Origin of the sequence: Agromyces flavus (assembly GCF_900104685.1) — a bacterium.
In the GTDB taxonomy this organism is placed as follows: Bacteria; Actinomycetota; Actinomycetes; order Actinomycetales; family Microbacteriaceae; genus Agromyces; species Agromyces flavus.
In genome coordinates this window covers 203143-226630 of record NZ_LT629755.1, presented here as the reverse complement: position 1 = coordinate 226630, position 23488 = coordinate 203143, and the positions used below count along the sequence as shown (strand labels likewise).

Annotated in this window: 25 protein-coding genes and 1 pseudogene; 3 read left to right on the top strand and 23 right to left on the bottom strand. The window is 71.3% G+C overall.

Annotated elements, in window-relative coordinates; all coding sequences use genetic code 11:
• Nucleotides 1-18: 18 nt before the first annotated feature.
• The 4 genes and pseudogenes from tsaE to glmS form a co-directional block, all read right to left on the bottom strand.
• Nucleotides 19-528 (bottom strand): tRNA (adenosine(37)-N6)-threonylcarbamoyltransferase complex ATPase subunit type 1 TsaE, encoded by a 510-nt coding sequence (gene tsaE / locus BLT99_RS01175; RefSeq protein WP_092668595.1) that lies wholly within the window; start codon nucleotides 526-528, stop codon nucleotides 19-21.
• The gene (alr, locus tag BLT99_RS01170) at nucleotides 528-1667 is read right to left on the bottom strand and encodes an alanine racemase (protein WP_229724796.1); all 1140 of its coding nucleotides are present in this window, start codon (nucleotides 1665-1667) and stop codon (nucleotides 528-530) included. Before alr ends, tsaE begins: the two co-directional genes overlap by 1 nt.
• A gap of 92 nt (nucleotides 1668-1759) precedes the next feature.
• Nucleotides 1760-2104 (bottom strand): annotated as a pseudogene (locus BLT99_RS01165) (holo-ACP synthase); the annotation flags it as partial.
• A 73-nt stretch (nucleotides 2105-2177) separates the two neighbouring features.
• On the bottom strand, nucleotides 2178-4028 hold the full coding sequence (gene glmS / locus BLT99_RS01160) for a glutamine--fructose-6-phosphate transaminase (isomerizing) (protein ID WP_092668591.1): 1851 nt from the start codon (nucleotides 4026-4028) through the stop codon (nucleotides 2178-2180).
• A gap of 103 nt (nucleotides 4029-4131) precedes the next feature.
• Here glmS and coaA point away from each other — a divergent pair, with 103 nt between their 5' ends.
• Nucleotides 4132-5088: a type I pantothenate kinase gene (gene coaA / locus BLT99_RS01155; protein WP_092668589.1), complete on the top strand. Its 957-nt coding sequence runs from the start codon at nucleotides 4132-4134 to the stop codon at nucleotides 5086-5088.
• Between the two features lie 9 nt (nucleotides 5089-5097).
• On the opposite strand, the gene glmM is transcribed toward coaA, so the two are convergent.
• The 4 genes from glmM to BLT99_RS01135 all read right to left on the bottom strand — a co-directional run bounded on the left by glmM (nucleotide 5098) and on the right by BLT99_RS01135 (nucleotide 8474).
• Nucleotides 5098-6459, bottom strand: coding sequence for a phosphoglucosamine mutase (gene glmM / locus BLT99_RS01150; protein ID WP_092668587.1), 1362 nt, complete (start codon nucleotides 6457-6459; stop codon nucleotides 5098-5100).
• A gap of 18 nt (nucleotides 6460-6477) precedes the next feature.
• Entirely contained in the window at nucleotides 6478-6963 is a 486-nt protein-coding gene (gene rpsI / locus BLT99_RS01145; RefSeq protein ID WP_092668585.1) for a 30S ribosomal protein S9, read from the bottom strand.
• A 38-nt stretch (nucleotides 6964-7001) separates the two neighbouring features.
• Nucleotides 7002-7448, bottom strand: coding sequence for a 50S ribosomal protein L13 (rplM, locus tag BLT99_RS01140; RefSeq protein WP_092668583.1), 447 nt, complete (start codon nucleotides 7446-7448; stop codon nucleotides 7002-7004).
• 138 nt (nucleotides 7449-7586) lie between these two features.
• Nucleotides 7587-8474, bottom strand: coding sequence for a tRNA pseudouridine synthase A (locus tag BLT99_RS01135; RefSeq protein ID WP_092675379.1), 888 nt, complete (start codon nucleotides 8472-8474; stop codon nucleotides 7587-7589).
• 149 nt (nucleotides 8475-8623) lie between these two features.
• On the opposite strand from BLT99_RS01135, the gene BLT99_RS01130 reads away from it, so the two are divergent.
• Complete coding sequence (locus BLT99_RS01130) at nucleotides 8624-9346, top strand: hypothetical protein (RefSeq protein WP_092668580.1); 723 nt, start codon at nucleotides 8624-8626, stop codon at nucleotides 9344-9346.
• Between the two features lie 64 nt (nucleotides 9347-9410).
• Here BLT99_RS01130 and rplQ read toward each other — a convergent pair whose 3' ends face one another.
• The 12 genes from rplQ to BLT99_RS01070 form a co-directional block, all read right to left on the bottom strand.
• On the bottom strand, nucleotides 9411-9959 hold the full coding sequence (rplQ, locus tag BLT99_RS01125) for a 50S ribosomal protein L17 (RefSeq protein ID WP_092668578.1): 549 nt from the start codon (nucleotides 9957-9959) through the stop codon (nucleotides 9411-9413).
• A 46-nt stretch (nucleotides 9960-10005) separates the two neighbouring features.
• Complete coding sequence (locus BLT99_RS01120; protein ID WP_092668576.1) at nucleotides 10006-10992, bottom strand: DNA-directed RNA polymerase subunit alpha; 987 nt, start codon at nucleotides 10990-10992, stop codon at nucleotides 10006-10008.
• Nucleotides 10993-11165: 173 nt separating this feature from the next.
• The gene (gene rpsK / locus BLT99_RS01115) at nucleotides 11166-11564 is read right to left on the bottom strand and encodes a 30S ribosomal protein S11 (RefSeq protein WP_092668574.1); all 399 of its coding nucleotides are present in this window, start codon (nucleotides 11562-11564) and stop codon (nucleotides 11166-11168) included.
• Nucleotides 11565-11596: 32 nt separating this feature from the next.
• Complete coding sequence (rpsM, locus tag BLT99_RS01110; protein WP_092668572.1) at nucleotides 11597-11977, bottom strand: 30S ribosomal protein S13; 381 nt, start codon at nucleotides 11975-11977, stop codon at nucleotides 11597-11599.
• Between the two features lie 136 nt (nucleotides 11978-12113).
• On the bottom strand, nucleotides 12114-12227 hold the full coding sequence (gene rpmJ / locus BLT99_RS01105) for a 50S ribosomal protein L36 (RefSeq protein WP_092668570.1): 114 nt from the start codon (nucleotides 12225-12227) through the stop codon (nucleotides 12114-12116).
• Nucleotides 12228-12298: 71 nt separating this feature from the next.
• Complete coding sequence (infA, locus tag BLT99_RS01100) at nucleotides 12299-12520, bottom strand: translation initiation factor IF-1 (protein WP_011186713.1); 222 nt, start codon at nucleotides 12518-12520, stop codon at nucleotides 12299-12301.
• A gap of 152 nt (nucleotides 12521-12672) precedes the next feature.
• A complete protein-coding gene (locus tag BLT99_RS01095) occupies nucleotides 12673-13821 on the bottom strand; it encodes a mannitol-1-phosphate 5-dehydrogenase (protein WP_092668569.1) in 1149 nt (382 codons plus the stop codon).
• Nucleotides 13818-14258: a PTS sugar transporter subunit IIA gene (locus BLT99_RS01090; protein ID WP_092668567.1), complete on the bottom strand. Its 441-nt coding sequence runs from the start codon at nucleotides 14256-14258 to the stop codon at nucleotides 13818-13820. The genes BLT99_RS01095 and BLT99_RS01090 overlap by 4 nt, the downstream gene beginning before the upstream one ends.
• 147 nt (nucleotides 14259-14405) lie before the next feature.
• Complete coding sequence (locus BLT99_RS01085; protein WP_092668565.1) at nucleotides 14406-15959, bottom strand: PTS mannitol transporter subunit IICB; 1554 nt, start codon at nucleotides 15957-15959, stop codon at nucleotides 14406-14408.
• 24 nt (nucleotides 15960-15983) lie between these two features.
• Nucleotides 15984-17666 carry a phosphoenolpyruvate--protein phosphotransferase gene (gene ptsP / locus BLT99_RS01080; RefSeq protein ID WP_092668563.1) on the bottom strand — a complete coding sequence of 561 codons (1683 nt, stop codon included), beginning with the start codon at nucleotides 17664-17666 and terminating at the stop codon, nucleotides 15984-15986.
• Between the two features lie 45 nt (nucleotides 17667-17711).
• On the bottom strand, nucleotides 17712-17978 hold the full coding sequence (locus BLT99_RS01075) for an HPr family phosphocarrier protein (protein WP_092668561.1): 267 nt from the start codon (nucleotides 17976-17978) through the stop codon (nucleotides 17712-17714).
• 91 nt (nucleotides 17979-18069) lie between these two features.
• Nucleotides 18070-18378, bottom strand: a complete 309-nt coding sequence (locus tag BLT99_RS01070; RefSeq protein WP_092668560.1) for a PTS sugar transporter subunit IIB — start codon at nucleotides 18376-18378, stop codon at nucleotides 18070-18072.
• Nucleotides 18379-18590: 212 nt separating this feature from the next.
• On the opposite strand from BLT99_RS01070, the gene BLT99_RS01065 reads away from it, so the two are divergent.
• Complete coding sequence (locus BLT99_RS01065; RefSeq protein WP_092668558.1) at nucleotides 18591-20540, top strand: BglG family transcription antiterminator; 1950 nt, start codon at nucleotides 18591-18593, stop codon at nucleotides 20538-20540.
• A 72-nt stretch (nucleotides 20541-20612) separates the two neighbouring features.
• On the opposite strand, the gene map is transcribed toward BLT99_RS01065, so the two are convergent.
• The 3 genes from map to secY are packed head-to-tail and all read right to left on the bottom strand — an operon-like array spanning nucleotide 20613 to nucleotide 23392.
• Nucleotides 20613-21440 carry a type I methionyl aminopeptidase gene (gene map / locus BLT99_RS01060; protein WP_092668556.1) on the bottom strand — a complete coding sequence of 276 codons (828 nt, stop codon included), beginning with the start codon at nucleotides 21438-21440 and terminating at the stop codon, nucleotides 20613-20615.
• A gap of 9 nt (nucleotides 21441-21449) precedes the next feature.
• A complete protein-coding gene (locus tag BLT99_RS01055) occupies nucleotides 21450-22073 on the bottom strand; it encodes an adenylate kinase (RefSeq protein ID WP_092668554.1) in 624 nt (207 codons plus the stop codon).
• A complete protein-coding gene (gene secY / locus BLT99_RS01050) occupies nucleotides 22070-23392 on the bottom strand; it encodes a preprotein translocase subunit SecY (RefSeq protein ID WP_092668552.1) in 1323 nt (440 codons plus the stop codon). The genes BLT99_RS01055 and secY overlap by 4 nt, the downstream gene beginning before the upstream one ends.
• Nucleotides 23393-23488: the final 96 nt, after the last annotated feature.

Here is a 23488-nt window from a genome sequence, read left to right as displayed (position 1 = left end):
CGCCCGCCGGGTGGACGCTCAGGCGCCGAGCGCGGGTGCGACCGAGTACGGGGTGCCCGCCCACCGGGGTCCGTGCCCGAGGAGCTGGACCGATCTCGGCTCGTCGGCCTCGAGGTCGTCGGACGCTGCGACATCGGCCGCGTCGCCCCCGCGACGACGTTCGATGACCACCTCGAGCCACGAGTCGGCCACGTCGTCGAGCAGTCCCGCGCCCCACTCGGCGACGACGACCGAGTTCGCGAAGTCGAGGTCGAGATCCTCGAGCTCGGCAGCGCCCGAGAGGCGGTAGGCATCGACGTGCACGAGCGGCGCGGCGCCGACGAGGCTCGGATGCGTGCGCGCGAGCACGAAGGTCGGGCTCTGCACCGGGCCCCTCACGCGCAGGCCGTCGCCGATCCCGCGGGTCAGGGTCGTCTTCCCGGCGCCGAGCGGACCGGTGAGCACGACGAGGTCGCCGGCGCGCAGCTGCCCGCCGAGCTCGCGGCCGAGCGCCTCCATGGCCTCGGTGTCGGCGACCGTGCGGTGCATCACGACGCGTCCACGTGGGTGCGCGGCACGCGCGCGCCGACGCGGGTCACGATCTCGTACGCGATCGAGTCGGCCGCGTCGCCCCAGTCGTCGGCCGACGGCGCCCCCGTGGCGGGGTCGCCGAAGAGCACGACCTCGTCTCCCACGCGCACTTCGGCATCGCCGACGTCGACGAGGAACTGGTCCATCGCGATCCGGCCGACGACCGGATGCCGCGTGCCGCCGATCGCGACCTCGGCGCGACCCGACGCCTGACGCGGCACGCCGTCGGCGTAGCCGAGCGGCACGAGCGCGAGGGTCGTCTCGCGCTCGGCACGCCACGCGTACCCGTAGGACGCACCGGTGCCTGCAGCTACGCGTCGCACCGCGGCGATGCGCCCCCGGAGGGTCATCACCGGGCGGAGGCCGAGGTCGGCCGCCGTGGTGCCGTCGCCGAAGGGCGGGACGCCGTAGAGGCCGATGCCGATGCGCACCATGTCGAGGCGCGCATCGGGGAGGCGCAGGGCGGCGGCGGTCGAGGCGATATGGCGGACCTCTGCACGGAGGCCGGCGACCTCGGCGACCTCGACGCCGCGGAGGAAGGCGTCGAGCTGCGCGGCATCCTCGTCGGGGGACGTGTTCGAGAGGTGGCTGAACAGCCCGCGCACCCGGATGGGGCCCTCGCGCTCGAGCTCGGCCGCGCGCGCGACCACGTCGGGCCAGTCGGATGGGGCGATGCCGTTGCGGCTGAGCCCGGTGTCGAGCTTGAGGTGCACGTTCGCGACGCGCCCGGCCGCGGTCGCAGCGTCGGCGGCCGCCTCGAGCTGGCTCACGGAGGAGACGCCGAGGTCGATGTCGCGCGAGATGGCGGCCGAGAACCGCGCGTCGGGATCGTGCAGCCACGCGAGCAGCGGTGCGTCGATGCCCGCGCCGCGCAGCGCGATCGCCTCGTCGAGGTCGGCGACGCCGAGCCAGTCGACTCCCGCCTCGACCGCAGCGCGCGCGACCGCGACGGCGCCGTGGCCGTAGGCGTCGGCCTTGACGACCGCCATGACGCGCGCGGGCGCGACCGCCTCGGCGAGGTGCCGGGCGTTGTGGCGCACGGCATCGAGGTCGATCACGGCCTCGCGGAAGGGCGCGAGCACGTGACGCGGGTTCACGGCGCCTCCCCGGCAGGGCCGGATGCGCGCCCCTCGGCGCCGTCGGGCTCGCCCAGCAGCTCGCTCGACGTCACCGCCGGGCCGACGCCGCGCTCGAGCACGACGAACGCGCTCGCGATGCCCGCGTCGTGGCTCATCGACAGGTGCACGCGATCGATGCCGAGTGCGGCGACGTGCGCCGAGAGCGCCCCCGACAGCGCGAAGTCGGGGTTGCCCTCGTCGTCCTGGACGACGCGCATGTCGTGCCAGCGGATGACGGCATGTCCCCCGAGCGCCTTGATGAGCGCCTCCTTCGCGGCGAACCGCGCCGCGAGCGACCGGGCCGGCCGATGCCGTTCGCTCTCAGCGAACAGACGATCGCGCAGCGACGGCGTGCGTTCGAGCGACCGCTCGAAGCGCGCGATGTCGACCACGTCGATGCCGATCCCGGCGATCATGCGGCGCCCTCCGAGTCCACGACTCGAGTCTGCCGCACGGGCGCCGCGACGTCACCGGGCCGGCCCGGCCGGTTCACTCGACCGTGACCGACTTCGCCAGGTTCCGCGGCTGGTCGACGTCGAGGCCCTTCGCCTGCGAGAGCTCCATGGCGAAGATCTGCAACGGCACGACCGCGAGCAGCGGCTCGAAGAGGGGTCCGGCGAGCGGGATCCGGATCACCTCGTCGGCGAACGGCAGCACCGCGGCATCCCCCGCCTCGGCGATCGCGATGACGCGGGCGCCGCGCGCGCGGATCTCCTGGATGTTGGAGACGACCTTGGGGTGCAGCGCCGCGGAGCCGCGGGGGCTCGGCACGACCACGAACACCGGCTGGCCCGGCTCGATCAGCGCGATCGGGCCGTGCTTGAGCTCGCCCGCGGCGAAGCCCTCGGCGTGGATGTAGGCGAGCTCCTTGAGCTTGAGCGCGCCCTCGAGCGCGATCGGGTAACCCACGTGGCGACCGAGGAAGAGGACCGAGCGCGTGTCGGACATCCAGTGCGCGAGCTCGCCGACGCGATCGGCCTGCTCGAGCACGGTCGCGAGCTTCTCGGGAACCGCCTGCAGCTCGGCGACCTGGGACGCGAGCTGCTCCTCGGAGAGGGTGCCACGCACGCGCGCGAGGTGGAGGCCGAACAGGTAGAGCGCCGTGATCTGGGCGACGAACGCCTTCGTCGACGCGACGGCGACCTCGGGGCCTGCGTGGGTGTAGACGACCGCGTCGGACTCGCGCGGGATCGTCGCGCCCTGCGTGTTGCAGACCGAGATGGCCTTCGCGCCCTGCTCGCGCGCGTACTTGACGGCCATGAGCGTGTCCATGGTCTCGCCGGACTGGCTGATCGAGACGACCAGCGTGCCGTCGTCGAGCACGGGCTCGCGGTAGCGGAACTCGTGGCTCAGCTCGACCTCGACGGGGATGCGCGCCCACTGCTCGATGGCGTACTTCGCGACCATGCCCGCGTAGGCTGCCGTGCCGCACGCGATGACGGTGATGCGGCGGATGTCGCGCAGCGCGTCGTCGCCGTAGGCCTCGAGCTCGGGGATCGCCACCACGCCGTCGGTGACGCGGCCGCGGATCGTGTTCGCGACGGCGTCGGGCTGCTCCGACACCTCCTTGCGCATGAAGGACGACCAGCCGCCCTTCTCGGCGGCCGAGGCATCCCACGCGACGTCGAACGGCTCGACCTCGACGGTCGCGCCGTCGAAGTCGGTCACCGTCACGCCGTTGGACGTGATCGCGACGATCTGGTCCTGGCCGATCGCCACGGCGCGCTTCGTGTACTCGACGAAGGCCGCGACATCGGACCCGAGGAAGTTCTCGCCGTCGCCCAGGCCGATGACCAGCGGCGAGTTGCGTCGTGCGCCCACGACGAGGCCCGGCTCGTCCTTGTGCACCGCGAGGAGTGTGAAGGCCCCCTCGAGTTGCGACACCGTGCGACGGAACGCCTCGCGCAGGTCGCCCGACTCGCCGTAGAGCTTGCCGAGGAGCACGGCGGCGACCTCGGTGTCGGTCTCGGACTCAAATGCGAAGCCGTCGGCGAGCAGGGAGTCCTTGAGCTCGGCGAAGTTCTCGATGATGCCGTTGTGGATCAGCGCCAGCCGGCCCTCGTCGCCGAGGTGCGGGTGCGCGTTGCGGTCGGTGGGGCCGCCGTGCGTGGCCCAGCGCGTGTGACCGATGCCGGTGCCGCCCCGGTGGATCGGGTTGCGCTCGAGCTCGTCGGCCAGCACCTGCAGCTTGCCCGCGCGCTTGGCGGTCTCGAGGTCGCCCTCGTCATCGACCACGGCCACTCCCGCCGAGTCGTAGCCACGGTATTCGAGGCGGCGAAGGCCACCCATGAGGACGTCGAGGCTGTTGCGCTCTCCGACGTATCCGACGATTCCACACATGCGCTCGATCCTACCGGCGCCGGGATGGGCGAATGCCGGGAGCAGGCGGGAGCGCGCACACGCCGTGCCCGGGGGCGCGCAGGCCCGCCACTAGACTGTGCCGGTGCCCGATCCGCAGAGCCCGTCGTCGCACACGCCGCAGGCGTCGCCCTTCGTCGAACTCGACCGAGCCGACTGGGCGGCGCTCGCACCGTCGATGCCGTCGCCGCTTCGCGAGACCGAGATCGTCCAGCTCCGCGGGCTCGGCGAACCGCTCGACCTCAACGAGGTCGGCGAGGTCTACCTGCCGCTCAGCCGGCTGCTCAATCTCTACGTCGGCGGCACCAAGGCGCTGCACGAGGTCACCAGCACCTTCCTGCGCGAACGGTTCGAGTCGACGCCGTTCGTCATCGGCGTCGCGGGCTCCGTCGCCGTCGGCAAGTCGACCATCGCCCGGCTCCTGCGCGAGCTGCTCGCGCGGTGGGAGCACACCCCGCGCGTCGAGCTCGTGACCACCGACGGCTTCCTGTTCCCGAATGCCGAGCTCGAACGGCGTGGACTCATGGAGCGCAAGGGCTTCCCCGAGTCCTACGACCGCCGTGCGCTCCTGCGCTTCGTCAGCGCGGTCAAGGCCGGCGCGCCCGAGGTGCGTTCGCCCTTCTACTCGCACCTCGCCTACGACATCGTGCCCGACGCGCAGATCACGGTCCGCCGCCCCGACGTGCTCATCGTCGAGGGGCTCAACGTGCTCCAGCCGCCTGGTCCGGGCCACCGGCTCGCCGTGAGCGACCTGTTCGACTTCACGATCTACGTCGACGCGCGCACGAGCGACATCGCCCGGTGGTACGAGGAGCGGTTCCTGAAGCTCCAGCGGGGGGCGTTCGCCAACCCGCGCTCCTACTTCCACCGCTACGCGAGCCTCACCGAGGACGAGGCGCGTGCGCGTGCGCGCTCGATCTGGCAGTCGATCAACGAGCCGAATCTCCTGCAGAACATCCGGCCGACGCGGTCGCGCGCCTCGCTGGTGCTCCGCAAGGGCTCCGATCACGCTGTGCGGAACGTGCTGCTGCGCAAGCTCTGAGTCGGCCGGCTAGTTCGCGAGGCGGGCGCGGACGACGTCGGCGAGCCGGTTGGCGTGCGCCTCGGCGTCGGACTGCACGGCCGCCTCGACCATGACGCGCACCATGGGCTCGGTGCCGCTCGGACGGAGCAGCACGCGACCGGAATCGCCGAGCTCGGCTTCGGCCCGCGTCACCGCGGCGGCGATCTCGGCGTCGTCGCCGAGCGCGTGGTGGTCGACGCCCCGGACGTTCACGAGCACCTGCGGGTAGACGGTCATGACCGATGCGAGCTCGGCCAGCGACTTGCCGGTGCGCGCCATCTCGGCCACGAGGTGCAGGCCCGTGAGGACGCCGTCGCCCGTGGTCGCGAACTCGGACATGATCACGTGGCCCGACTGCTCGCCGCCGAGCGCGTAGCCGCCCTCGCCGAGCGCCTCGAGCACGTATCGGTCGCCGACCTTGGTCTCGACCACGCGGATGCCGCGCTCGGCCATGGCGCGCTTGAGGCCCAGGTTCGACATCACCGTGACCACGAGCGTGTCGTCGGTGAGCGTGCCGCGCTCCTGCATCGACACCGCGAGGATGGCCATGATGCGGTCGCCGTCGACGACGTTGCCGTCGGCGTCGATCGCGAGGCAGCGGTCGGCGTCGCCGTCGTGCGCGATGCCCACGTCGGCGCCGTGCTCGACCACGGCGCGCTGGAGCTGCTCGAGGTGCGTGGACCCGACGCCGTCGTTGATGTTCATGCCGTCGGGGTCGGCGCCGATCACGACGACCTCGGCGCCGGCGTCGCGGAAGGTCTCGGGCGAGACGCCGGCGGCCGCGCCGTGGGCGCAGTCGAGCACGACCTTCAGCCCGTCCAGGCGGTGCGGCAGCGTGCCGAGCAGGTGGACGACGTAGCGGTCCTCGGCGTCGGCGAAGCGGCGGATGCGACCGACGCCGCCGCCGGTCGGAGCGAGCTTCTGACGGCCGAGGTAGGACTCGATGCGGTCCTCGACCTGGTCGGGCAGCTTGGTGCCGCCGAAGGAGAAGAACTTGATCCCGTTGTCGGGCGCGGGATTGTGCGAGGCGGAGATCATCACGCCGAAGTCGGCGCGGATGCTGTCGATGAGGAACGCGGTCGCCGGGGTCGGGATGACACCGGCGTCGAGGACGTCGACCCCGGAGCTCGCGAGACCGGCCGAGACGGCGGCCGTCAGGAACTCGCCGGAGACGCGCGGGTCGCGTGCGACGACCGCGACCGGCCGGCGACCGGCGGCGCGGAGTTCATCGGCGTGCCGCCCCTGCGTGAGGACGGCGGCAGCCGCCTGGGCGAGGCCCAGGGCCAGGTCAGCCGTGAGTTCACGGTTGGCCAGGCCCCGGACCCCGTCGGTTCCGAAGAGCCGAGGCATCGGATGCGGTGCCCGAGACTAGCGCTTCGAGAACTGCGGCGCCTTGCGGGCCTTCTTGAGACCGGCCTTCTTGCGCTCGATGACGCGGGCGTCGCGCGTGAGGAAGCCGGCCTTCTTCAGGGTCGGACGGTTGTTCTCGCGGTCGATCTCGTTGAGCGCACGCGCGATCGCGAGGCGCAGCGCGCCCGCCTGGCCCGAGGGGCCGCCGCCGGTGATGCGGGCGATCACGTCGTACGAGCCGCTGAGCTCGAGCACGGTGAAGGGGTCGGTGATCAGCTGCTGGTGCAGCTTGTTCGGGAAGTAGTCCGCGAACTCACGGCCGTTGACCGTGATGGTGCCGGCGCCCGGCACGACGCGCACGCGCGCGATGGCCTGCTTGCGGCGGCCGACGGCCGCACCGGAGACGTTGAGGACGGGGCGCGCGGCGGGCGCGGCGGCTGCGGCCGGGGTCTCGGTGCTGTAGCTCTCCGGAGCCTGGTCGATCTGGTCTGCGATCTTCGCCATGGTGGTGTCTGAATCCTTTTTCGCGTCGGCGCCGGGGCTTACTGGGCGACCTGGGTGAGGGTGTACGGCTTCGGCTGCTGAGCCGCGTGCGGGTGCTCCGGGCCGGCGTAGACCTTCAGCTTCTTCAGCTGCTGGCGTCCGAGCGAGTTCTTCGGGAGCATGCCGCGGATCGCCTTCTCGACGGCGCGGACGGGGTTCTTCTCGAGGAGCTCGGCGTAGCCGACGGCCTTGAGGCCGCCCGGGTAGCCGGAGTGGCGGTACGCCTTCTTCTGCTCGAGCTTCTGGCCGGTCAGGGCGACCTTGCCGGCGTTGACGATGATCACGTGGTCGCCGGTGTCGACGTGGCTCGCGAAGATCGGCTTGTGCTTGCCGCGCAGGATGGCGGCAGCGTGGCTCGCGAGGCGGCCGAGCACGACGTCGGTGGCGTCGATGACGACCCAGTCGCGCTGGATCTCGTTCGCCTTCGGGGTGTAGGTGCGCGTCACAGTAGTGCTGCTTTCTGATCGAGTGAGGGGTTCGTGAATCCCGCTCCGGTGGGGGTTCGCCCGCGATGCGGGTCGAACGGCCCCGGTGGAGGGCTCAACATCGGGTACCGACGCAGTCGACGGCACCAAGGGGAGATCTTAGCCGACCACGCCGTCGACGTGCAATTCGCGGCGCGCCCTCGTCTGCTGCGCCCGGGCGGCCAGCTCCTCGTCGGGCGGGTATCCGACCTCGGTCAGCGTCAGCCCCTTGGCCGGGAGGACCTTGAAGGCGCTCGTGCGCTCGCGCGCGTGCAGCAGCTCGGTCGGGCCGCCGACGTCGAGGCGCCCTTCGCCCACGGCGAGGCATGCCCCGACGAGCGCGCGGACCATCGAGTGGCAGAACGCGTCGGCCTGGAGCGATGCGACGAGCGCACCGTCGCCGCTCCGCCGCCAGCGGTACGACTGGAGCGTGCGGATCGTCGTGGCCTCCTCGCGCGGCTTGCAGAACGCCGCGAAGTCGGCGAGGCCGATCAGCGTCTGCGCCGCGACATCCATCGAATCGACGTCGAGTTCGCGCGGGTACCACACCGTGCGATGCCGCTGCATCGGGTCGTGCTCGGCGGACGCATCGGCCACCCGGTACTCGTAGCGGCGCCAGACGGCCGAGAACCGCGCATCGAATCCCTCGGCCGCCGGTCGGGCGGATCGCACGACCACGTCGGCGTCGTGCGATCCGAGGATGCCGCGCAGTCGCCGGACCAGCACGGCTCCGGGATCGACGGCGGCGCCGCTCCCGGCCTCGCCCCGCCGCGGTCGCGTGACGGCGTCGAGCGCCGCTGCCGTGACGTCGAGGTGCGCGACCTGGCGCGACGCGTGCACGCCCGCGTCGGTGCGGCCCGCCACCACGAGCCGCGGCGCGACGCCCTCGCGGCGGAACAGCGTGGCGAGCGCGCCCTCGAGCACGCCCTGCACCGTGCGCAGCCCGGGCTGGCGGCTCCACCCGGCGAAGTCGGTGCCCTGGTAGGCGAGATCGAGCCGCAGGCGCACGACGGATGCCGCGGCATCCGTCTCGTCGCCCGGCGGGCTGGGGGCGTGGTCTCGCACGCGAACAGCCTACGGGTCGGCGCGCTCCCCCGGTCGGGTGCTACCGCCGGTCGCGCCGCGCGACGATACTGGCCGCGACGAGGGAGGCTCCCGTGAGCGACGCCACGACTCGAACCACGACCGGACCGGACGATGCCGCGAGGGCGGCGGCACGCGACGAGCGATGGCGGTCGCGGACCCGTACCATCGGGGTCGTCGGACTCGTCGCGACCGTGCTGCTCTTCGCCCCGATCATCGCGATCTCGGCGCTCGGCGAGCCCGCCTTCACGGGTTCGCCCGAGGAGATCGCCGCGTTCTTCGCCGCGAGCGACGAGCCGTGGGTGACGGCCGCCATGGCGACGGCATCGGTCGGCATGCTCGCGTTCCTGTGGTTCGCGGCCGGCTTCACGACCATCCTGCGCCGGTACGAGGGCGAACCGGCCTGGCGGTCCACGGCCGCGCTCGTGTCGGCAGCGGTCGCTGCGGCCTACGGCGTCATCGACGCGAGCTGGGATGCCGCAGCCAACCGGGGCGGGATCGACTCCGCGGTGGCCACGTACGCCTTCGACCTCGCGAACCTCGGCTTCGCCAACGCGTGGCTCGCCCTCGGCGCCTTCGCGATCGGATGCGGCTGGGTGCTCGTCGACGGCCCCTGTCGCCGACGTGCCTGGGCGGGCTGGTGGGCGATCGCGGCGGGCGTCGGGCTCGTCGCCGTGCGGTACGTCTGGGAGGGCGGATGGTGGTTCATCCCGTACGCCGTGTTCTGGGCGTGGGTGATCACCATGAGCGTCGTCCTCGTCGTCCGGCGTTCCCTCGACCACCACGCGCACGGCTGAACGGGGGACGGCGAGGGGCCCCGATGCATTCGCATCGGGGCCCCTCGGTCGACTGGCGCGACGGCTACTTCGCCGACGCCTCCTCGGTCTCGGCCTGCTCGGCCGACTCTTCGGACGCCTCGGAACCGGCGGCCTCGTCGACCGCGGCCTCGGCCTCGGTCACGACCTCGGGCGTCTCCTCGGCGGCGGGCTCCTCGGCGGGCGCGGCGGGCGCGGCCTCGGCGGCCGGCTTCGCGGCGCGCTGCTTCGGCGTCACGGGCTCGAGGACGAGCTCGATGACCGCCATGGGCGCGTTGTCGCCCTTGCGGTTGCCGATCTTCGTGATGCGCGTGTAGCCGCCCTGGCGGTCGGCCACCTGCGGCGCGATCTCGGTGAACAGCTTGTGCACGACCGACTTGTCGCCGATCACGGCGAGCACGCGACGGCGCGCGTGCAGGTCACCGCGCTTGGCGAACGTGACGAGGCGCTCGGCCAGCGGACGCAGACGCTTGGCCTTGGTCTCGGTGGTGGTGATCCGCTCGTGCGTGAACAGCGCGGCGGCGAGGTTCGCGAGCAGCAGGCGCTCGTGCGCGGGTCCGCCTCCGAGGCGGGGGCCCTTCGTGGGCTTCGGCATGGTTCGTTATCTCCAGTGGTGGGGGGTTGGTGCGGCCCGTGGCCTGCTAGTTCTCGTCGTCGAAGCCCGTGTAGAAGTGGGCGCCGTCGAAGCCGGGGACCGAGTCCTTGAGCGAGAGGCCCATCTCGGTGAGCTTGTCCTTGACCTCGTCGACCGACTTCTGGCCGAAGTTGCGGATGTTCATCAGCTGCGACTCCGACAGGGCCACGAGCTCGGACACCGTGTTGATGCCCTCGCGCTTGAGGCAGTTGTACGAGCGCACCGAGAGGTCGAGGTCCTCGATGGGGATCGACAGCTCGCTCGAGAGCACGGCGTCGACCGGCGCGGGGCCGATCTCGATGCCCTCGGCGGCGGTGTTGAGCTCGCGGGCGAGGCCGAACAGCTCGGTGAGCGTGCGACCGGCCGACGCGATCGCGTCGCGCGGCGAGATGGCGGGCTTGGTCTCGACGTCGACCACGAGGCGGTCGAAGTCGGTGCGCTCACCGGCACGCGTGGCCTCGACGCGGTACGTGACCTTCAGGACCGGCGAGTAGATCGAGTCGACCGGGATCTGGCCGGCCTCGGAGTACTCGTTGCGGTTCTGCGAGGCCGAGACGTAGCCGCGGCCGCGCTCGATCGTGAGCTCGAGCTCGAACTTCGCCGAGTCGTTGAGCGTCGCGATGACCAGGTCGGGGTTGTGCACCTCGACTCCGGCCGGAGCGGAGATGTCGGCCGCGGTGACCTCACCGGCGCCCTGCTTGCGCAGGTAGGCCGTGATGGGCTCGTCGTGCTCGCTGGAGACGACCAGGTTCTTGATGTTGAGGATGATCTCGGTCACGTCCTCCTTCACGCCCGGGACGGTCGAGAACTCGTGGAGCACGCCGTCGATGCGGATGCTCGTCACGGCCGCGCCGGGGATCGAGGAGAGGAGGGTGCGACGGAGGGAGTTGCCCAGGGTGTAACCGAAGCCCGGCTCGAGGGGCTCGATCACGAAACGCGAACGGAACTCCGAGATGTTCTCTTCGGTGAGCGTCGGGCGCTGTGCGATCAGCACGGTGTGATTCCTTTCGGCAGGGTGTCCGCTATATGACACCTGCGAGTTCGAGGATCTTGAGTTGTGGAGAGAACGTGTGCTGCGGGTCGAGGAGCGCCCGGTTCACCGGGCGCGTCTCGAGACCGGATCTCGAGACGGCCTGACGGCCTCCTCGATCCGCAGTGCGGAGTGTGCTAGACGCGGCGACGCTTGGGCGGGCGGCATCCGTTGTGCGCCTGGGGCGTCACGTCGTTGATGCTGCCGACCTCGAGGCCCGCGGCCTGGAGCGAGCGGATCGCGGTCTCGCGGCCAGAGCCCGGGCCCTTGACGAAGACGTCGACCTTCTTCATGCCGTGCTCCTGCGCCTGGCGCGCGGCCGACTCGGCGGCCAGCTGCGCGGCGAACGGGGTCGACTTGCGCGAGCCCTTGAAGCCGACGCCTCCCGACGAGGCCCAGCTGATCACGGCACCGGTCGTGTCGGTGATGGACACGATGGTGTTGTTGAACGTCGACTTGATGTGGGCCTGGCCCACGGCGATGTTCTTCTTTTCCTTCTTGCGCGGCTTGCGAGTCGCCGCCTTGGGTGCTGCCATGTGTGGAATCTCCTAGATCTTGGCGCGAGCGGTTACTTGCGGCCGGGCTTCTTCTTGCCGGCGACGGTGCGCTTCGGGCCCTTGCGGGTACGAGCGTTGGTCTTGGTGCGCTGGCCGCGGACCGGGAGGCCGCGACGGTGGCGGATGCCCTCGTACGAGCCGATCTCGACCTTGCGGCGGATGTCGGCGGCCACCTCGCGGCGGAGGTCGCCCTCGACCTTGTAGGTGCCCTCGATGTGGTCGCGCAGGGCGACGAGCTGGTCGTCGCTGAGGTCCTTCACGCGGATGTCGCCGCTGATGCCGGTGGCCTTCAGCGTCTCGAGCGCGCGGGTGCGACCCACGCCGTAGATGTAGGTCAGTGCGATCTCCACGCGCTTCTCGCGCGGGATGTCGACTCCTGCCAGACGTGCCATGGTGGCGTTCTCCTGTTGAGTGAGTCGGAGGTGTGGAGCACTTCCGGTGCCTCGGCCTCCGTCCGAGGGTGTCCCCCGCGCCTCAGGGGCGCGGGTTCGTGGAAGTGCCGGTATTCAGTTCTGCGTCGGCGCGGGACTAGCCCTGGCGCTGCTTGTGGCGCGGGTTCTCGCAGATCACCATGACGCGGCCGTGGCGGCGGATGATCTTGCACTTGTCGCAGATGCGCTTGACGCTGGGGTTGACCTTCACAGTCGTTGGTTCCTTTTTTCGCTGTCCTCGTACCCGCGGGGTGCCGCGGGCCGTTACTTTCCGAACAGCCCTTACTTGTAGCGGTAGACGATGCGGCCGCGGGTCAGGTCGTACGGGCTCAGCTCCACGATCACGCGGTCCTCGGGGAGGATGCGGATGTAGTGCTGGCGCATCTTTCCGGAGATGTGGGCGAGCACCTTGTGCCCGTTGGTCAGCTCGACCCGGAACATCGCGTTCGGGAGAGCCTCGATGACCGAGCCTTCGATCTCGATGACGCCGTCTTTCTTGGCCATAGCCTCACTATCGCTTGGAGTTTGGGTATTCGGTCGTGCGATGATGATGCACGACCTCGGCCGGCGCCCTCGGGGCAGGCCGAAGCGGGCGTGCAAAACACCAAGGGTCAACTATAGGCGAATCCATCGCGATTCGCCAGTTCGCGCGCGTGTCAGCTTGCGGTGCGGCGTGCGACGGTCTCGACGAGTCGATCGTGCAGCGGATGCCCCGCCTGGACGTCGCACACCTCGTGCACGATCGCCGCCGCGGCATCCGTCCGCAACCGCTCCTGCAGCTCGACGCTCTCGGGGTCGGCCGGCACGTCGAATCCGAGCGCCGCCTCGACCGCGGCGAGCAGTCCGTCGACCGGCAGCCCGCGCTCGGCGAGCTCTGCGGCCGGTGCGATGAACCGCTCGCGGCGCCCGAGCTTGCGGATCGGCTGGCGCCCCACGCGCTCGACCGTGTCGGGCAGCGACGCGTTGCGGAACCGCGCGAGGATCGTGTCGCGGTACGTCGCCTGCTCCTCCTCGGTGAAGCCGTGCTTGGCCACGATCAGCGCCGAGGTCTCCTGCAGCACGCGTTCGACGCGCTCGGCGACCGAGGCGTCGGCGAGGGCCTCGGCGATCCGCTCGTGCCCGGCGAGGAAGCCGAAGTACGCGGTCGACGCGTGGCCCGTGTTGACCGTGAAGAGCTTCCGCTCGATGTACGGCCCGAGCCGGTCGACGAAGTGCGCGCCGGGGATGTCGGGCGGCGCCTCGCCGAACGGCGGTCGCTCGATCGCCCACTCCGAGAACGTCTCCACGGTGACGTCGAGCCCGGCGCCCTCGGGCTGCCCCGGCACGATCCGGTCGACGGCGGTGTTGGCGAAGACCGCGCGGCGTTCGAGTTCGATCCACTCGTCGGGACCCGCGAGCCGCTCCGTCTCGGCGCGCAGCATGCTCGTCGCGTCGATCGCGTTCTCGCACGCCATGACGGCGAGCGGCGCCGCGTCGGGCGAACGGTCGCGCAGGGCCTGGAGCACGTGCGGCGCGATGAATCGCAGCACGTTGGGCCCGACCGCGGTCGTGAGGACGTCGGCGTCGGCGAGCTCCGCGGCGAGGGCCGCCTCATCCGTCTGGCTGTTGATCGCGCGGTACCGGTCGACGACGAGCTCGCGTGCGCCCTCACCCACCTCGTGCACCGTGTACCGATCGGATGCCGCGAGCGCATCGATCAGCTCGGCGTTGACGTCGGCGAACACGACCTCGTACCCGGCGTCGTGCAGGAGCAGGCCGATGAAGCCGCGACCGATGTTGCCGGCGCCGAAGTGGACGGCCTTCACGACTCGTTCACCTCGGCGAGGGCGGCCACGAGCTCCTCCGCGCTGCCGGCGGCGAGGAGCCGGTCGACCTGCTCCTCATCGGAGAACACGATGGCGATCTTGGACAGGATCTCGAGGTGCTCGTTCTCGAGGCCCGCGATGCCGACCACGAACCGGGCGGGCTCGCCGCCCCAGTCGATCGGCTGCTCGTAGCGGAGCAGCGACATCGCGGATCGCCGGATGAGGTCCTTCGCCTCGTTCGTGCCGTGCGGGATGGCGAGCCAGTTGCCCATGTAGGTCGACACGGTGGACTCGCGCTCGAGCATCGAGTCGATGTACGAGGCGTCGACGGCGCCCACGTCGACGAGGATCCGACCGGCCTCGCGGATGGCCTCGTCGCGGTCGGCGCCGCCGGGCATGATGCGCACGTTCTCGGGGGGCAGGATCTGGTCGGTCATGTGTGCTCCTTCTTCGTCGGCCTTGCGTCGGCTTCGTGGTCGGGCTCTGGTCCGGATGGGCGGCCGGAGGACGCGACCGCCCGGGCCGCGGACGCCGCAGGGTGTGCGGCGTCGCGACCCGGGCGGCGCGTCATCCGGTCGTGATCGTCAGCGGTCCTCCTTCTGCGCCTCGATCAGCTCGACGACCTCGTCGTACCTCGGCGAGTTCATGAAGTTGTCGACCGAGATGTGGACGGCGTCGGGCGTCTGGTGGCGTGCCCGCTCGGTGAGCTGGTTCTGCGTGATGACCAGGTCGGCCGACGAGTCGAGGGCCGCGATCGCCTTGTTGACGACCGTGACGTCCTCGATGCCCGCCTTCTTGATCTTGTTGCGCAGGACGCTCGCGCCCATCGCCGACGAGCCCATGCCCGCGTCGCAGGCGAACACGACGTTCTTGATCTCGCGCATCGTGCCGGTCGCCGGGCCGCCCATTCCGTCGGCCTGGGTCGCGGCGCCACCGCGCAGGTTGGCGAGCGCGTCGGAGCTCTTGCCCTTCGCGGCCTCGGTCTGCGTGATCGCGGCGCCGAACGCGTCATCCGAGACCGCCATCGCCTCGAGGTCGCGCTTCCGCGACGCCCGAAGGATGACGGCCGCGATGGCGAACGTCACGCCCGCCGACAGGATGACCGACAGGATCACGGCGAAGTAGGCGCCCGGTGCCGTCTGCAGGAGGACGGCGATGATGCTCCCAGGTGCCGCCGGAGCCCGCAGGGCACCGCCGAGCACCATGTTCGTGGTGACACCGGTCATGCCGCCCGCGATCAGCGCGAGGATCAGGATCGGCTTCATCAGCGCGAACGGGAAGTACACCTCGTGGATGCCGCCGAAGAACTGGATGACGGCCGCGCCCGGCGCCGACGCCCTCGCCGCGCCGATGCCGAAGAACGTGAAGGCCAGCAGCAGCCCGACGCCGGGGCCGGGGTTCGCCTCGAGCAGGAACAGGATCGACGAGCCCTCTTCCGCGGCCTGCGAGAGTCCGAGCGGCGTGAGCACGCCGTGGTTGATGGCGTTGTTCAGGAACAGCACCTTCGCCGGCTCGATGATGATGCTGGTCAGGGGCAGCAGGTTCGTCGCGACGAGCCATTCCACCGCGGCCGAGAGGGCGTTCATGATGCCGTTCACGAGCCAGGCGACCGGGTAGAACCCGACGATGGCCATGACGAAGCCCCAGATGCCGGCCGAGAACATGTTCACGAGCATCTCGAAGCCCGCGCGGACCTTGCCCTCCCAGATCGAGTCGATCCGCTTCATGGTCCATGCGGCGAGCGGGCCGAGGATCATGGCGCCGATGAACATGTGGATCTGGCCGAGCTGGTTGTCCTCGGGCAGTGTCGCGTTCACCTGGGCGATGAGCAGGTCGGATCCGGCGATCGCGCCGAAGGTCGCGATGCTGCCCACGACGCCGCCGCGGATGCCGTAGACCATCGAGCCGCCCGTGTAGCCGATCAGGATCGGCAGCAGGTAGTGGATGAACGGACCGACGATCGTCGCGAGGTCGGCGTTGGGCGTCCATCCCACCGCGATGAAGAAGGCGGTGAAGATGCCCCACGCGATGAGCGCGGGGATGTTCGGCATGATCATGCCGGAGAGGAAGGTTCCGAATCTCTGGACGTGGACGCGGGCTCCCCCGGGTCGCTTCGCCTCAGCTGACGTCGTCGTCATGGCTGCCTCCAGTGCTGGTGTGGGTCAGGGCACGGTCGTGCCGCTGGGGGTGGGTGCGGACTCGGCGGCCTGGCGGGCCGCCGACTTGGCCTCGGCCGCTCCCTCGGCGACCAGGGCTGCCCGGGCGATGCGCTCGGCATCCTCCCGGGTGTACCGCGCGAGGGAGGCGCGGACGTCTGCGAGTGCCGACGGGGACATCGACAGGCTCGTGGCGCCGAGGCCCACGAGGACCACGGCGAGCAGGGGGTCGGCGGCGGCCTCGCCGCAGATCCCGACCGGGCGGCCGTCGGCGCGACCGGCGTCGCCGACGTGCTTGACGAGGTGCAGCACCGACGGATGCCACGCGTCCTGCAGGTTCGCCACCGTGCCGAGCAGCCGGTCGGCCGCCATCGTGTACTGGGTGAGGTCGTTCGTGCCGATCGAGGCGAAGTCGGCGACCTTGAGGATGTGCCCGGCGATGAGCGCGGCCGACGGGGTCTCGACCATGACGCCGGCGACCTGGATGCCGAGCTCGCGGCACAGCTCGGTGAAGTACCGCGTCTCCTCGACCGTCGCGATCATCGGGGCCATGACCCAGAGGTCGGCCTCGGTCGCGGCATCGGCGGCGGCGAGCGCGGTGAGCTGCTCGCGCAGGATGACCTCGGAGTGGCGGAGGGCGCGGATGCCGCGCAGTCCGAGCGCGGGGTTCTCCTCGTGCGCGTCGTTCAGGAAGGACAGCGGCTTGTCGGCCCCGGCGTCGAGCACGCGCACGACGACCTTCTTGCCGGCGAACGCCGAGAGCAGGCGCGTGTACTGCTCCTGCTGCTCCGTGACGGATGGCGCGGTGTTCGCGTCGAGGAAGAGGAACTCGGTCCGGAACAGGCCCACCCCCTCGGCGCCGAGCTCGACCGCCTCTGCCGCGCCGTCGGCCGAGCCGAGGTTGGCGAGGAGCGGGACCGGGGTGCCGTCGGCGAGGGCGCCGGGCGTGACGGGTGCGGCGGCGCGCGCGGCGCGCTCGGCGATGCGCTCCTGCGCCGCGGCGACCTCGTCGGGCGAGGGCGACTGCACGACCAGGTCGTTCGCCGCATCGACGACGACGGTGTCGCCGTCGGCGAGGGCCGCGGCATCCGCTGCCCCGACGACCGCGACGATCGACTTCTCGCGGGCGAGGATCGCGGTGTGCGAGGTCGGGCCGCCGTCGATCGTGACGAGGCCGAGCACCTGCGTGAGGTCGAGCAGGGCGGTGTCGGCGGGCGCGAGGTCGCGGGCGACGAGCACGAACGGATGGCCCGGATTCGGCACGCCCGGAGCCGGCACCTTGAGGAGGTGCGCGACGACGCGCTGCGAGACGTCGTCGAGGTCGGCGGCGCGCTCGCCCATGTACCCGCCCATCGAGGCCAGCAGGTCGCGGAACGACGCGAACGCCTCGAAGACGGCGCGTTCGGCGGTCTTGCCGTCGGCCAGTCGCTTCACGATGTCGTCGACGAGCGTCGGGTCCTCGGCCATCATGGCTTGCGCCTCGAGCACGTCCTGTGCCGCCCCGCCGGCTTGCCGCCCCTTGCGCTCGAGCTCGGCCGCGACCACCGACAGCGAGGCGCGCGCACGCTCCTCTTCGCGGGCCGCATCGAGGTGACTCGGCCGGTCGACCGGCTCGGGCAGACGCTCCGCCATGCGCACCACCGGCCCGACGGCCACGCCCTGGCCGATCCCGGTGCCTCTGAACTCCATCACTCGCCCTCCCCGTTCGGTCGATTGGGCGACGGATGCCTCCGGCTACTCGTCGTGATCGGTGCTGAGCAGCTCGACGAGCTCGTCGAGCACGCGCTGCTCGTCGCCCCCGTCGACCGCCACGGTGACCTCGTCGCCGTGGTCGATGCCCTGCGCGATGACGGCGAGGATGCTCGCCGCGTTGACGGGAGTGCCACCCGATTTCGCGATGGTGACACTCGATCCCGATGCCGCGGCGGCCTGGGTGAACAGTTTCGCGGGCCGCGCGTGCAGCCCGTGGGTCGATCCGACTCGAACAGTGCGCTCCACCATGTCTCCGGCCTCCGTCGCTGGCGTCCGTTCCCGTGCTCACCATAGCCCCCGGGGCTCGCGCAGGGAACGGGGTAGCGCGGCGTGGGGGCGTTCATGACCGTGCTCCGGCGATCGCGATCGCGAGGTCGAGCGCCGCGTCGCCGTCGAGCGTGCGCGTCTCGCCGGGCAGCACCGCGAGCGGCACGGATGCCACGGCGGCCGCCTGCTCGAGCGAGTCGAGCCGCTCGGCGAGGTGGATCCCGACGAGCAGCGCGTCGGCTCCGACGAGCGCATCGGGCAGCGTCTCCTCGCCCGACGCGCGGACGTCGGCGGCGATGCCGCGCGCCTCGGCGGCACGACGGATGCGCAGCGCGGCGAAGGTGCTCGACGCACCTGCTCCGCACACGACGACGATCCGCATCGCACGCCTCCTCGCCCGGTCCTCTTCGATCGGTCACGGCCGATGCCGCGATCGTTCCGAGTCTGCTCGCGTCGGCGGTCCGTCCGCCACCAGACCTGCTTCCGCACCCCCGGAAGATCCGCTGCAACCCCCGCCGTGCTGCGGCCCGGAGTGGTTGACTGGACGGCACGCTCCCGGCAGTAGGGCCGGAGCGGGATCGGGAGTCAGCGGACGTGCCGGAGAAGTGGGAGCGACTCGTCGAGGTCCTCGCCGCGGATGAGGGATGGACGACCGCCGCGCGCCTGTCCGAGCGTCTGGGCGTCTCGGACCGCACCGTGCGCACCTATGCCGCACAGGCCAATCGCGGCGCCGAGCCCGTGGTGCTCTCGGGTCCCGACGGGTACCGGCTCGACCGCGACGCGTGGACCCGGCGTGCGCGAGCGCGCGTCGACGCGCGCGACGTGGCCACGCCCGACGGCCGCCGTGCCCGACTGATCCGCGACCTGGCCGACGCGCCCGACGGGCTCGACGTCCACGAGGTCGCGGCGGCCGCGCACGTCAGCGAGTCCACCGTGGAGGCCGACCTCGGCCGCGTGCGATCGCGGCTGGAGGGCACCGGGCTCTCGCTCGCGCGCGACGGCGGCACGGTCCGGCTCGTCGGGCCCGAGACCGCCGTGCGCCGGCTCGTCGGCGCGCTCGTCCGCGAGGAGGGTCGGCGCGGCATCCGGGACCTGTCATCGCTGCGCGAGGGGTTCGCGCCCATGGACGACTTCCGCCGCGCCCTGCTCGACGGCCTCGCGGATGCGGGCTACGCGGCGAACGAGTACGCGCTCGACGACGTGCTGCTGCACGTGGCCATCGCCCTCGACCGGGTCGCCCGGGACCGCACGCTCGACGCCGACGACGACGTGGTCGACGGCGCCGAGACCGACCCCGACACGAGAGCCGACGCTGACGCCCCGGCGCCGGCGTCACGCGAGGCGACCCCCGACGACGACGAGCCGCTCGCGGCGCTCGTCGACGAGCTCGTGGTGCGGGAGTTCGGCGTGCGGCTTCCGCCGGCCGAGCTGCGGCACCTCGCTCGCCTCATCGGGACGCGCGCGGCGACGCGGCGGTCGGGCGCGACGCGCGCGGGCGTGCTGCGTGAGATCGTCGACCGCATCTCGCGGGACTGGCTGGTCGAGCTCGGCGACGACGAGTTCATCGAGCGACTCGCCCTGCATGTCGACAACCTCGCCGCGCGCGCCGCCGAGCACAGCTATTCGCGCAACCCGCTGACCGCCTCGATCAAGGCCGCGTATCCGCTGATCTACGACCTCGCGGTCTACCTCGCCAGCGAGCTCGCCCGCCTCGAGGGCATCACCGTCAACGACGACGAGATCGCGTACCTCGCGATGCACCTCGGCGCGCAGCTCGAGCGCACCCGTGCGCGCGGCGACGTGGTGCGCATCGTCGTGGTGGCGCCCCAATATCACGACGCGCGCGCCCTCCTCGTCGACCGCCTCAGGGGCCGGCTGGGCGACGATGTCGAGCTCGCGGTGGGCGACGCGACCGAGGCGGGGGCGGATGGCGCGGGCGAGCCATCCGACGCCGACCTCGTCGTCGCGGTGCTCCCGCCACGGGAACCGCTGCCCCACGTCGTGACCGTCTCGCCGTTCCCGACCGACGACGACGTCGAGCGCGTGCGGAACGAGGTCGCGCGACTGCGTCGCGGTCGCCGCCGGGCCCGGCTGGCCTCGACGCTCTCGCGCACGATCGAGCCCGACCTCTTCGTGCGCGGCGTCGAGGGACGCGAACGCGAGGACGTCATCCGGCTGCTCGGCGACCGGCTGATCACCGCCGGTGCGATCGACGAGGACTACGTCACGGGCACGCTGGAACGCGAGCGCATGTCGTCGACCGCGTTCACCGACCTCCTCGCCGTTCCGCACGCGATGGCGATGACCGCCTCGCGCAGTGCGATCGCGATCGCGATCGACGAGCACCCGATCGACTGGGGCGGCGCCGCCGTGCACGTCGTCGCGCTCATCGCTTTCGCGGCCGACGGCCGTGCCGAGTTCCAGGCGGTCTTCGACCAGTTCGTCGAGGCGTTCTCCGAGCCCGAGAACGTGCGGCGGCTCGTCCGGGGCGCCGTGGACTACCCGGGCCTGCTCGCCGAACTGTCGGGCATCATGGCGTCCTGACCTCCGGCCGACGTCGATGCGACGTCGATGCGGACTGCGACCGACCTGCGGCCGTCGTGCCGGGGCGGGGCGTCAGGCGATCGGCACGGGCTCGACGCTGAACGGCGCGAGGCCCGCCGCACCGCCGTCGGGCGCCGTGAGCACCCAGATGCCGCCATCGTGCACGGCGACGCTGTGCTCGGCATGCGCGCCGTCGCCGCCGTCGGACGTGGCGACGGTCCAGCCGTCGTCGCGGATGAACGTGTCGGCCGCGCCCGAGGTGATCATGGGCTCGATCGCGACGACGAGCCCGGGCCGGACGCGCGGGCTGCGACCTCGGACGGCGTGGTTGTAGACGGTCGGTTCCTCGTGCATCGCACGGCCGATGCCGTGGCCGCCGTACCCGTCGAGGATCGCGTAAGGCCCGGACGCGGTCACCGACTCCTCGATCGCCTCGCCGACCTCGTTGAGATGACGTGCGACGGCCAGTCGCGCGATGCCCGCCCAGAGTGCGAGGTCGGCCGCCGCGGCGAGCTCTTCGCGCGCGCGCACGAGCTCGGGCCGCTCGGCGTCGGGAAGCACGATCGTGAAGGCCGCGTCGCCGTTCCATCCGCCCACCTCGGCGCCCCCGTCGACCGAGACGATGTCGCCAAGGGCGAACGGGCGCCCTCCCGGGATGCCGTGCACGACGTCGTCGTCGACCGAGACGCAGAGCGTATGACGGTATCCGGGCTCGAGCGCGAAGTTGGGCCTCCCGCCCCGTCCGCGGATCACGGCCTCGGCGGCGGCGTCGAGCTCGAGGGGCGTGGCGCCCACCACGAGTCGCTCGCGCACGGCGGCCAATGCCGCCGCGGTCGCCTCACCGGCCGGGATCATCGCCCGCAGCTCGGCGGGCGTCCTCAGCCGGAGACGACGGAACACGAGGCGCGGCTACGCTGCGCCGACGCTCGCGTCGCCGTTCGGGACCAGTCCGCGACCGGCGAGCGCCGCGAAGATCCGCTCGGTGACCTCGTCGAGCGTTCCGACGCCGTCGATGCGCAGGACGAGGTCGCGCTCGCGGTAGACGTCGAGGATCGGCGCGGTCTCGCGCTCGTAGATCGCGAGGCGATTGGCGATCACGTCCTCGGTGTCGTCGGTGCGACCCTGCTCGCTCGCGCGCTGCTGGAGGCGGGAGATGCTCTCGTCACGCGGCACCACGAGCTCGATGACCGCATCGAGCGACTCGCCGCGACCCTCGAGGAACGCGTCGAGGTGCTCGACCTGGCCGCGGTTGCGCGGGTAGCCGTCGAGGAGGAACCCGTGCTCGGCGTCGGGCTGCTCGAGCCGGTCGCGCACGAGCTCGCTCGTGAGCTCGTCGGGCACGAGGTGACCCGCCTCGATGATCTCCTGGACCTTCTTGCCGAGGTCGGTGCCGCCCTTGACGTTCTCGCGGAAGATGTCGCCGGTGGCGACCTGCGGGACGCCGAAGGCCTCGGCGACGAGCACGCCCTGCGTGCCCTTGCCCGAGCCCTGCGGGCCCACGATGAGGAAGCGAGCGGAGGCGGCAGAGGTCATCGGAGGAGTCCTTCGTAGTGGCGCTGCTGCAGCTGCGCGTCGATCTGCTTCACGGTCTCGAGTCCGACGCCCACGATGATGAGGATCGACGCGCCGCCGAACGGGAAGTTCTGGTCGGCGCCGACCATCGCGAACGCGATGAGCGGGATCAGCGCGACGAGGCCGAGGTAGAGCGAGCCGGGCAGCGTCACGCGGGTCAGCACGTAGTCGAGGTACTCGGCGGTCGGGCGGCCGGCACGGATGCCGGGGATGAATCCGCCGTACTTCTTCATGTTCTCCGCGACCTCGTCGGGGTTGAAGGTGATCGCCACGTAGAAGTACGTGAAGCCGACGATGAGGAGGAAGTAGATGAGCATGTACAGCGGGCTGTTGCCCTGCGTGAGGTTGTTCGTGATCCACACGACCCAGGCCTGGGGCTCCTCGCCGGCCGCCGGCTGGTTGAACTGCGCGATGAGCGCGGGCAGGTACAGCAGCGACGACGCGAAGATGACGGGCACGACGCCGGCCATGTTGACCTTGATCGGGATGTAGGTGTTGTTGCCGCCGTACGTGCGGCGACCCACCATGCGCTTGGCGTACTGCACGGGGATGCGGCGCTGCGACTGCTCGACGAAGACGACCGCGAGCACGATGACGAGGCCGATGGCGACGACGACGGCGAACACGTCGAAGCCGCGCGCGATCCAGATCGCCCAGAGCGAGCCGGGGAAGGTCGCGGCGATCGAGGTGAAGATCAGCAGCGACATGCCGTTGCCGATGCCGCGCTCGGTGATGAGCTCGCCGAGCCACATGATGAGGCCCGTGCCGGCGGTCATCGTGACGACCATGAGGAGGATCGCGTACCAGGCGTCGTTGGTGATCAGCTGCGTGCACGAGGGGTCGGAGTTGGCCGGGAACAGGGCACCCGACCGCGCGACGGTGATCAGCGTCGTCGACTGGAGGACGCCCAGCGCGATCGTGAGGTAGCGCGTGTACTGCGTCAGCTTGGCCTGGCCGGCCTGGCCCTCCTTGTAGAGGGTCTCGAAGTGCGGGATGACCACGCGCAGCAGCTGGACGATGATCGACGCCGTGATGTACGGCATGATGCCGAGCGCGAAGATGGAGAGCTGGAGGAGCGCGCCGCCGGAGAAGAGGTTGACGAGCTCGTAGAGGCCCGAGGCCCCCTGGTTCGCCGCCAGGCACTGCTGGACATTGCCGAAGTCCACGAACGGCGCCGGGATGAACGAGCCGAGTCGGAACAGGGCGATGATGCCCAGCGTGAACCCGAGCTTCCGGCGAAGGTCGGGGGTGCGGAAGATCCGCCCGATGGCGTTGAACACTCGTCCTCCTGTTACTGACGCCGCAGTCAGTCTGAATGCGGCTCGAGCCTGTCGAGACCCCCGTGAATCATACGCGAGGTCCCGACAGGCTCGGAT

Coding starts and splice junctions, on each gene's coding strand:
- tsaE (WP_092668595.1), bottom strand. CDS start 528: ATGCACCGCACGGTCGCCGACACCGAGGCCATGGAGGCGCTCGGCCGC.
- glmS (WP_092668591.1), bottom strand. CDS start 4,028: ATGTGTGGAATCGTCGGATACGTCGGAGAGCGCAACAGCCTCGACGTC.
- glmM (WP_092668587.1), bottom strand. CDS start 6,459: ATGCCTCGGCTCTTCGGAACCGACGGGGTCCGGGGCCTGGCCAACCGT.
- rpsI (WP_092668585.1), bottom strand. CDS start 6,963: ATGGCGAAGATCGCAGACCAGATCGACCAGGCTCCGGAGAGCTACAGC.
- rplQ (WP_092668578.1), bottom strand. CDS start 9,959: ATGCCGAAGCCCACGAAGGGCCCCCGCCTCGGAGGCGGACCCGCGCAC.
- rpsK (WP_092668574.1), bottom strand. CDS start 11,564: ATGGCAGCACCCAAGGCGGCGACTCGCAAGCCGCGCAAGAAGGAAAAG.
- rpsM (WP_092668572.1), bottom strand. CDS start 11,977: ATGGCACGTCTGGCAGGAGTCGACATCCCGCGCGAGAAGCGCGTGGAG.
- infA (WP_011186713.1), bottom strand. CDS start 12,520: ATGGCCAAGAAAGACGGCGTCATCGAGATCGAAGGCTCGGTCATCGAG.
- BLT99_RS01090 (WP_092668567.1), bottom strand. CDS start 14,258: ATGACCGACCAGATCCTGCCCCCCGAGAACGTGCGCATCATGCCCGGC.
- BLT99_RS01085 (WP_092668565.1), bottom strand. CDS start 15,959: ATGACGACGACGTCAGCTGAGGCGAAGCGACCCGGGGGAGCCCGCGTC.
- ptsP (WP_092668563.1), bottom strand. CDS start 17,666: ATGGAGTTCAGAGGCACCGGGATCGGCCAGGGCGTGGCCGTCGGGCCG.
- BLT99_RS01075 (WP_092668561.1), bottom strand. CDS start 17,978: ATGGTGGAGCGCACTGTTCGAGTCGGATCGACCCACGGGCTGCACGCG.
- BLT99_RS01070 (WP_092668560.1), bottom strand. CDS start 18,378: ATGCGGATCGTCGTCGTGTGCGGAGCAGGTGCGTCGAGCACCTTCGCC.
- BLT99_RS01055 (WP_092668554.1), bottom strand. CDS start 22,073: ATGACCTCTGCCGCCTCCGCTCGCTTCCTCATCGTGGGCCCGCAGGGC.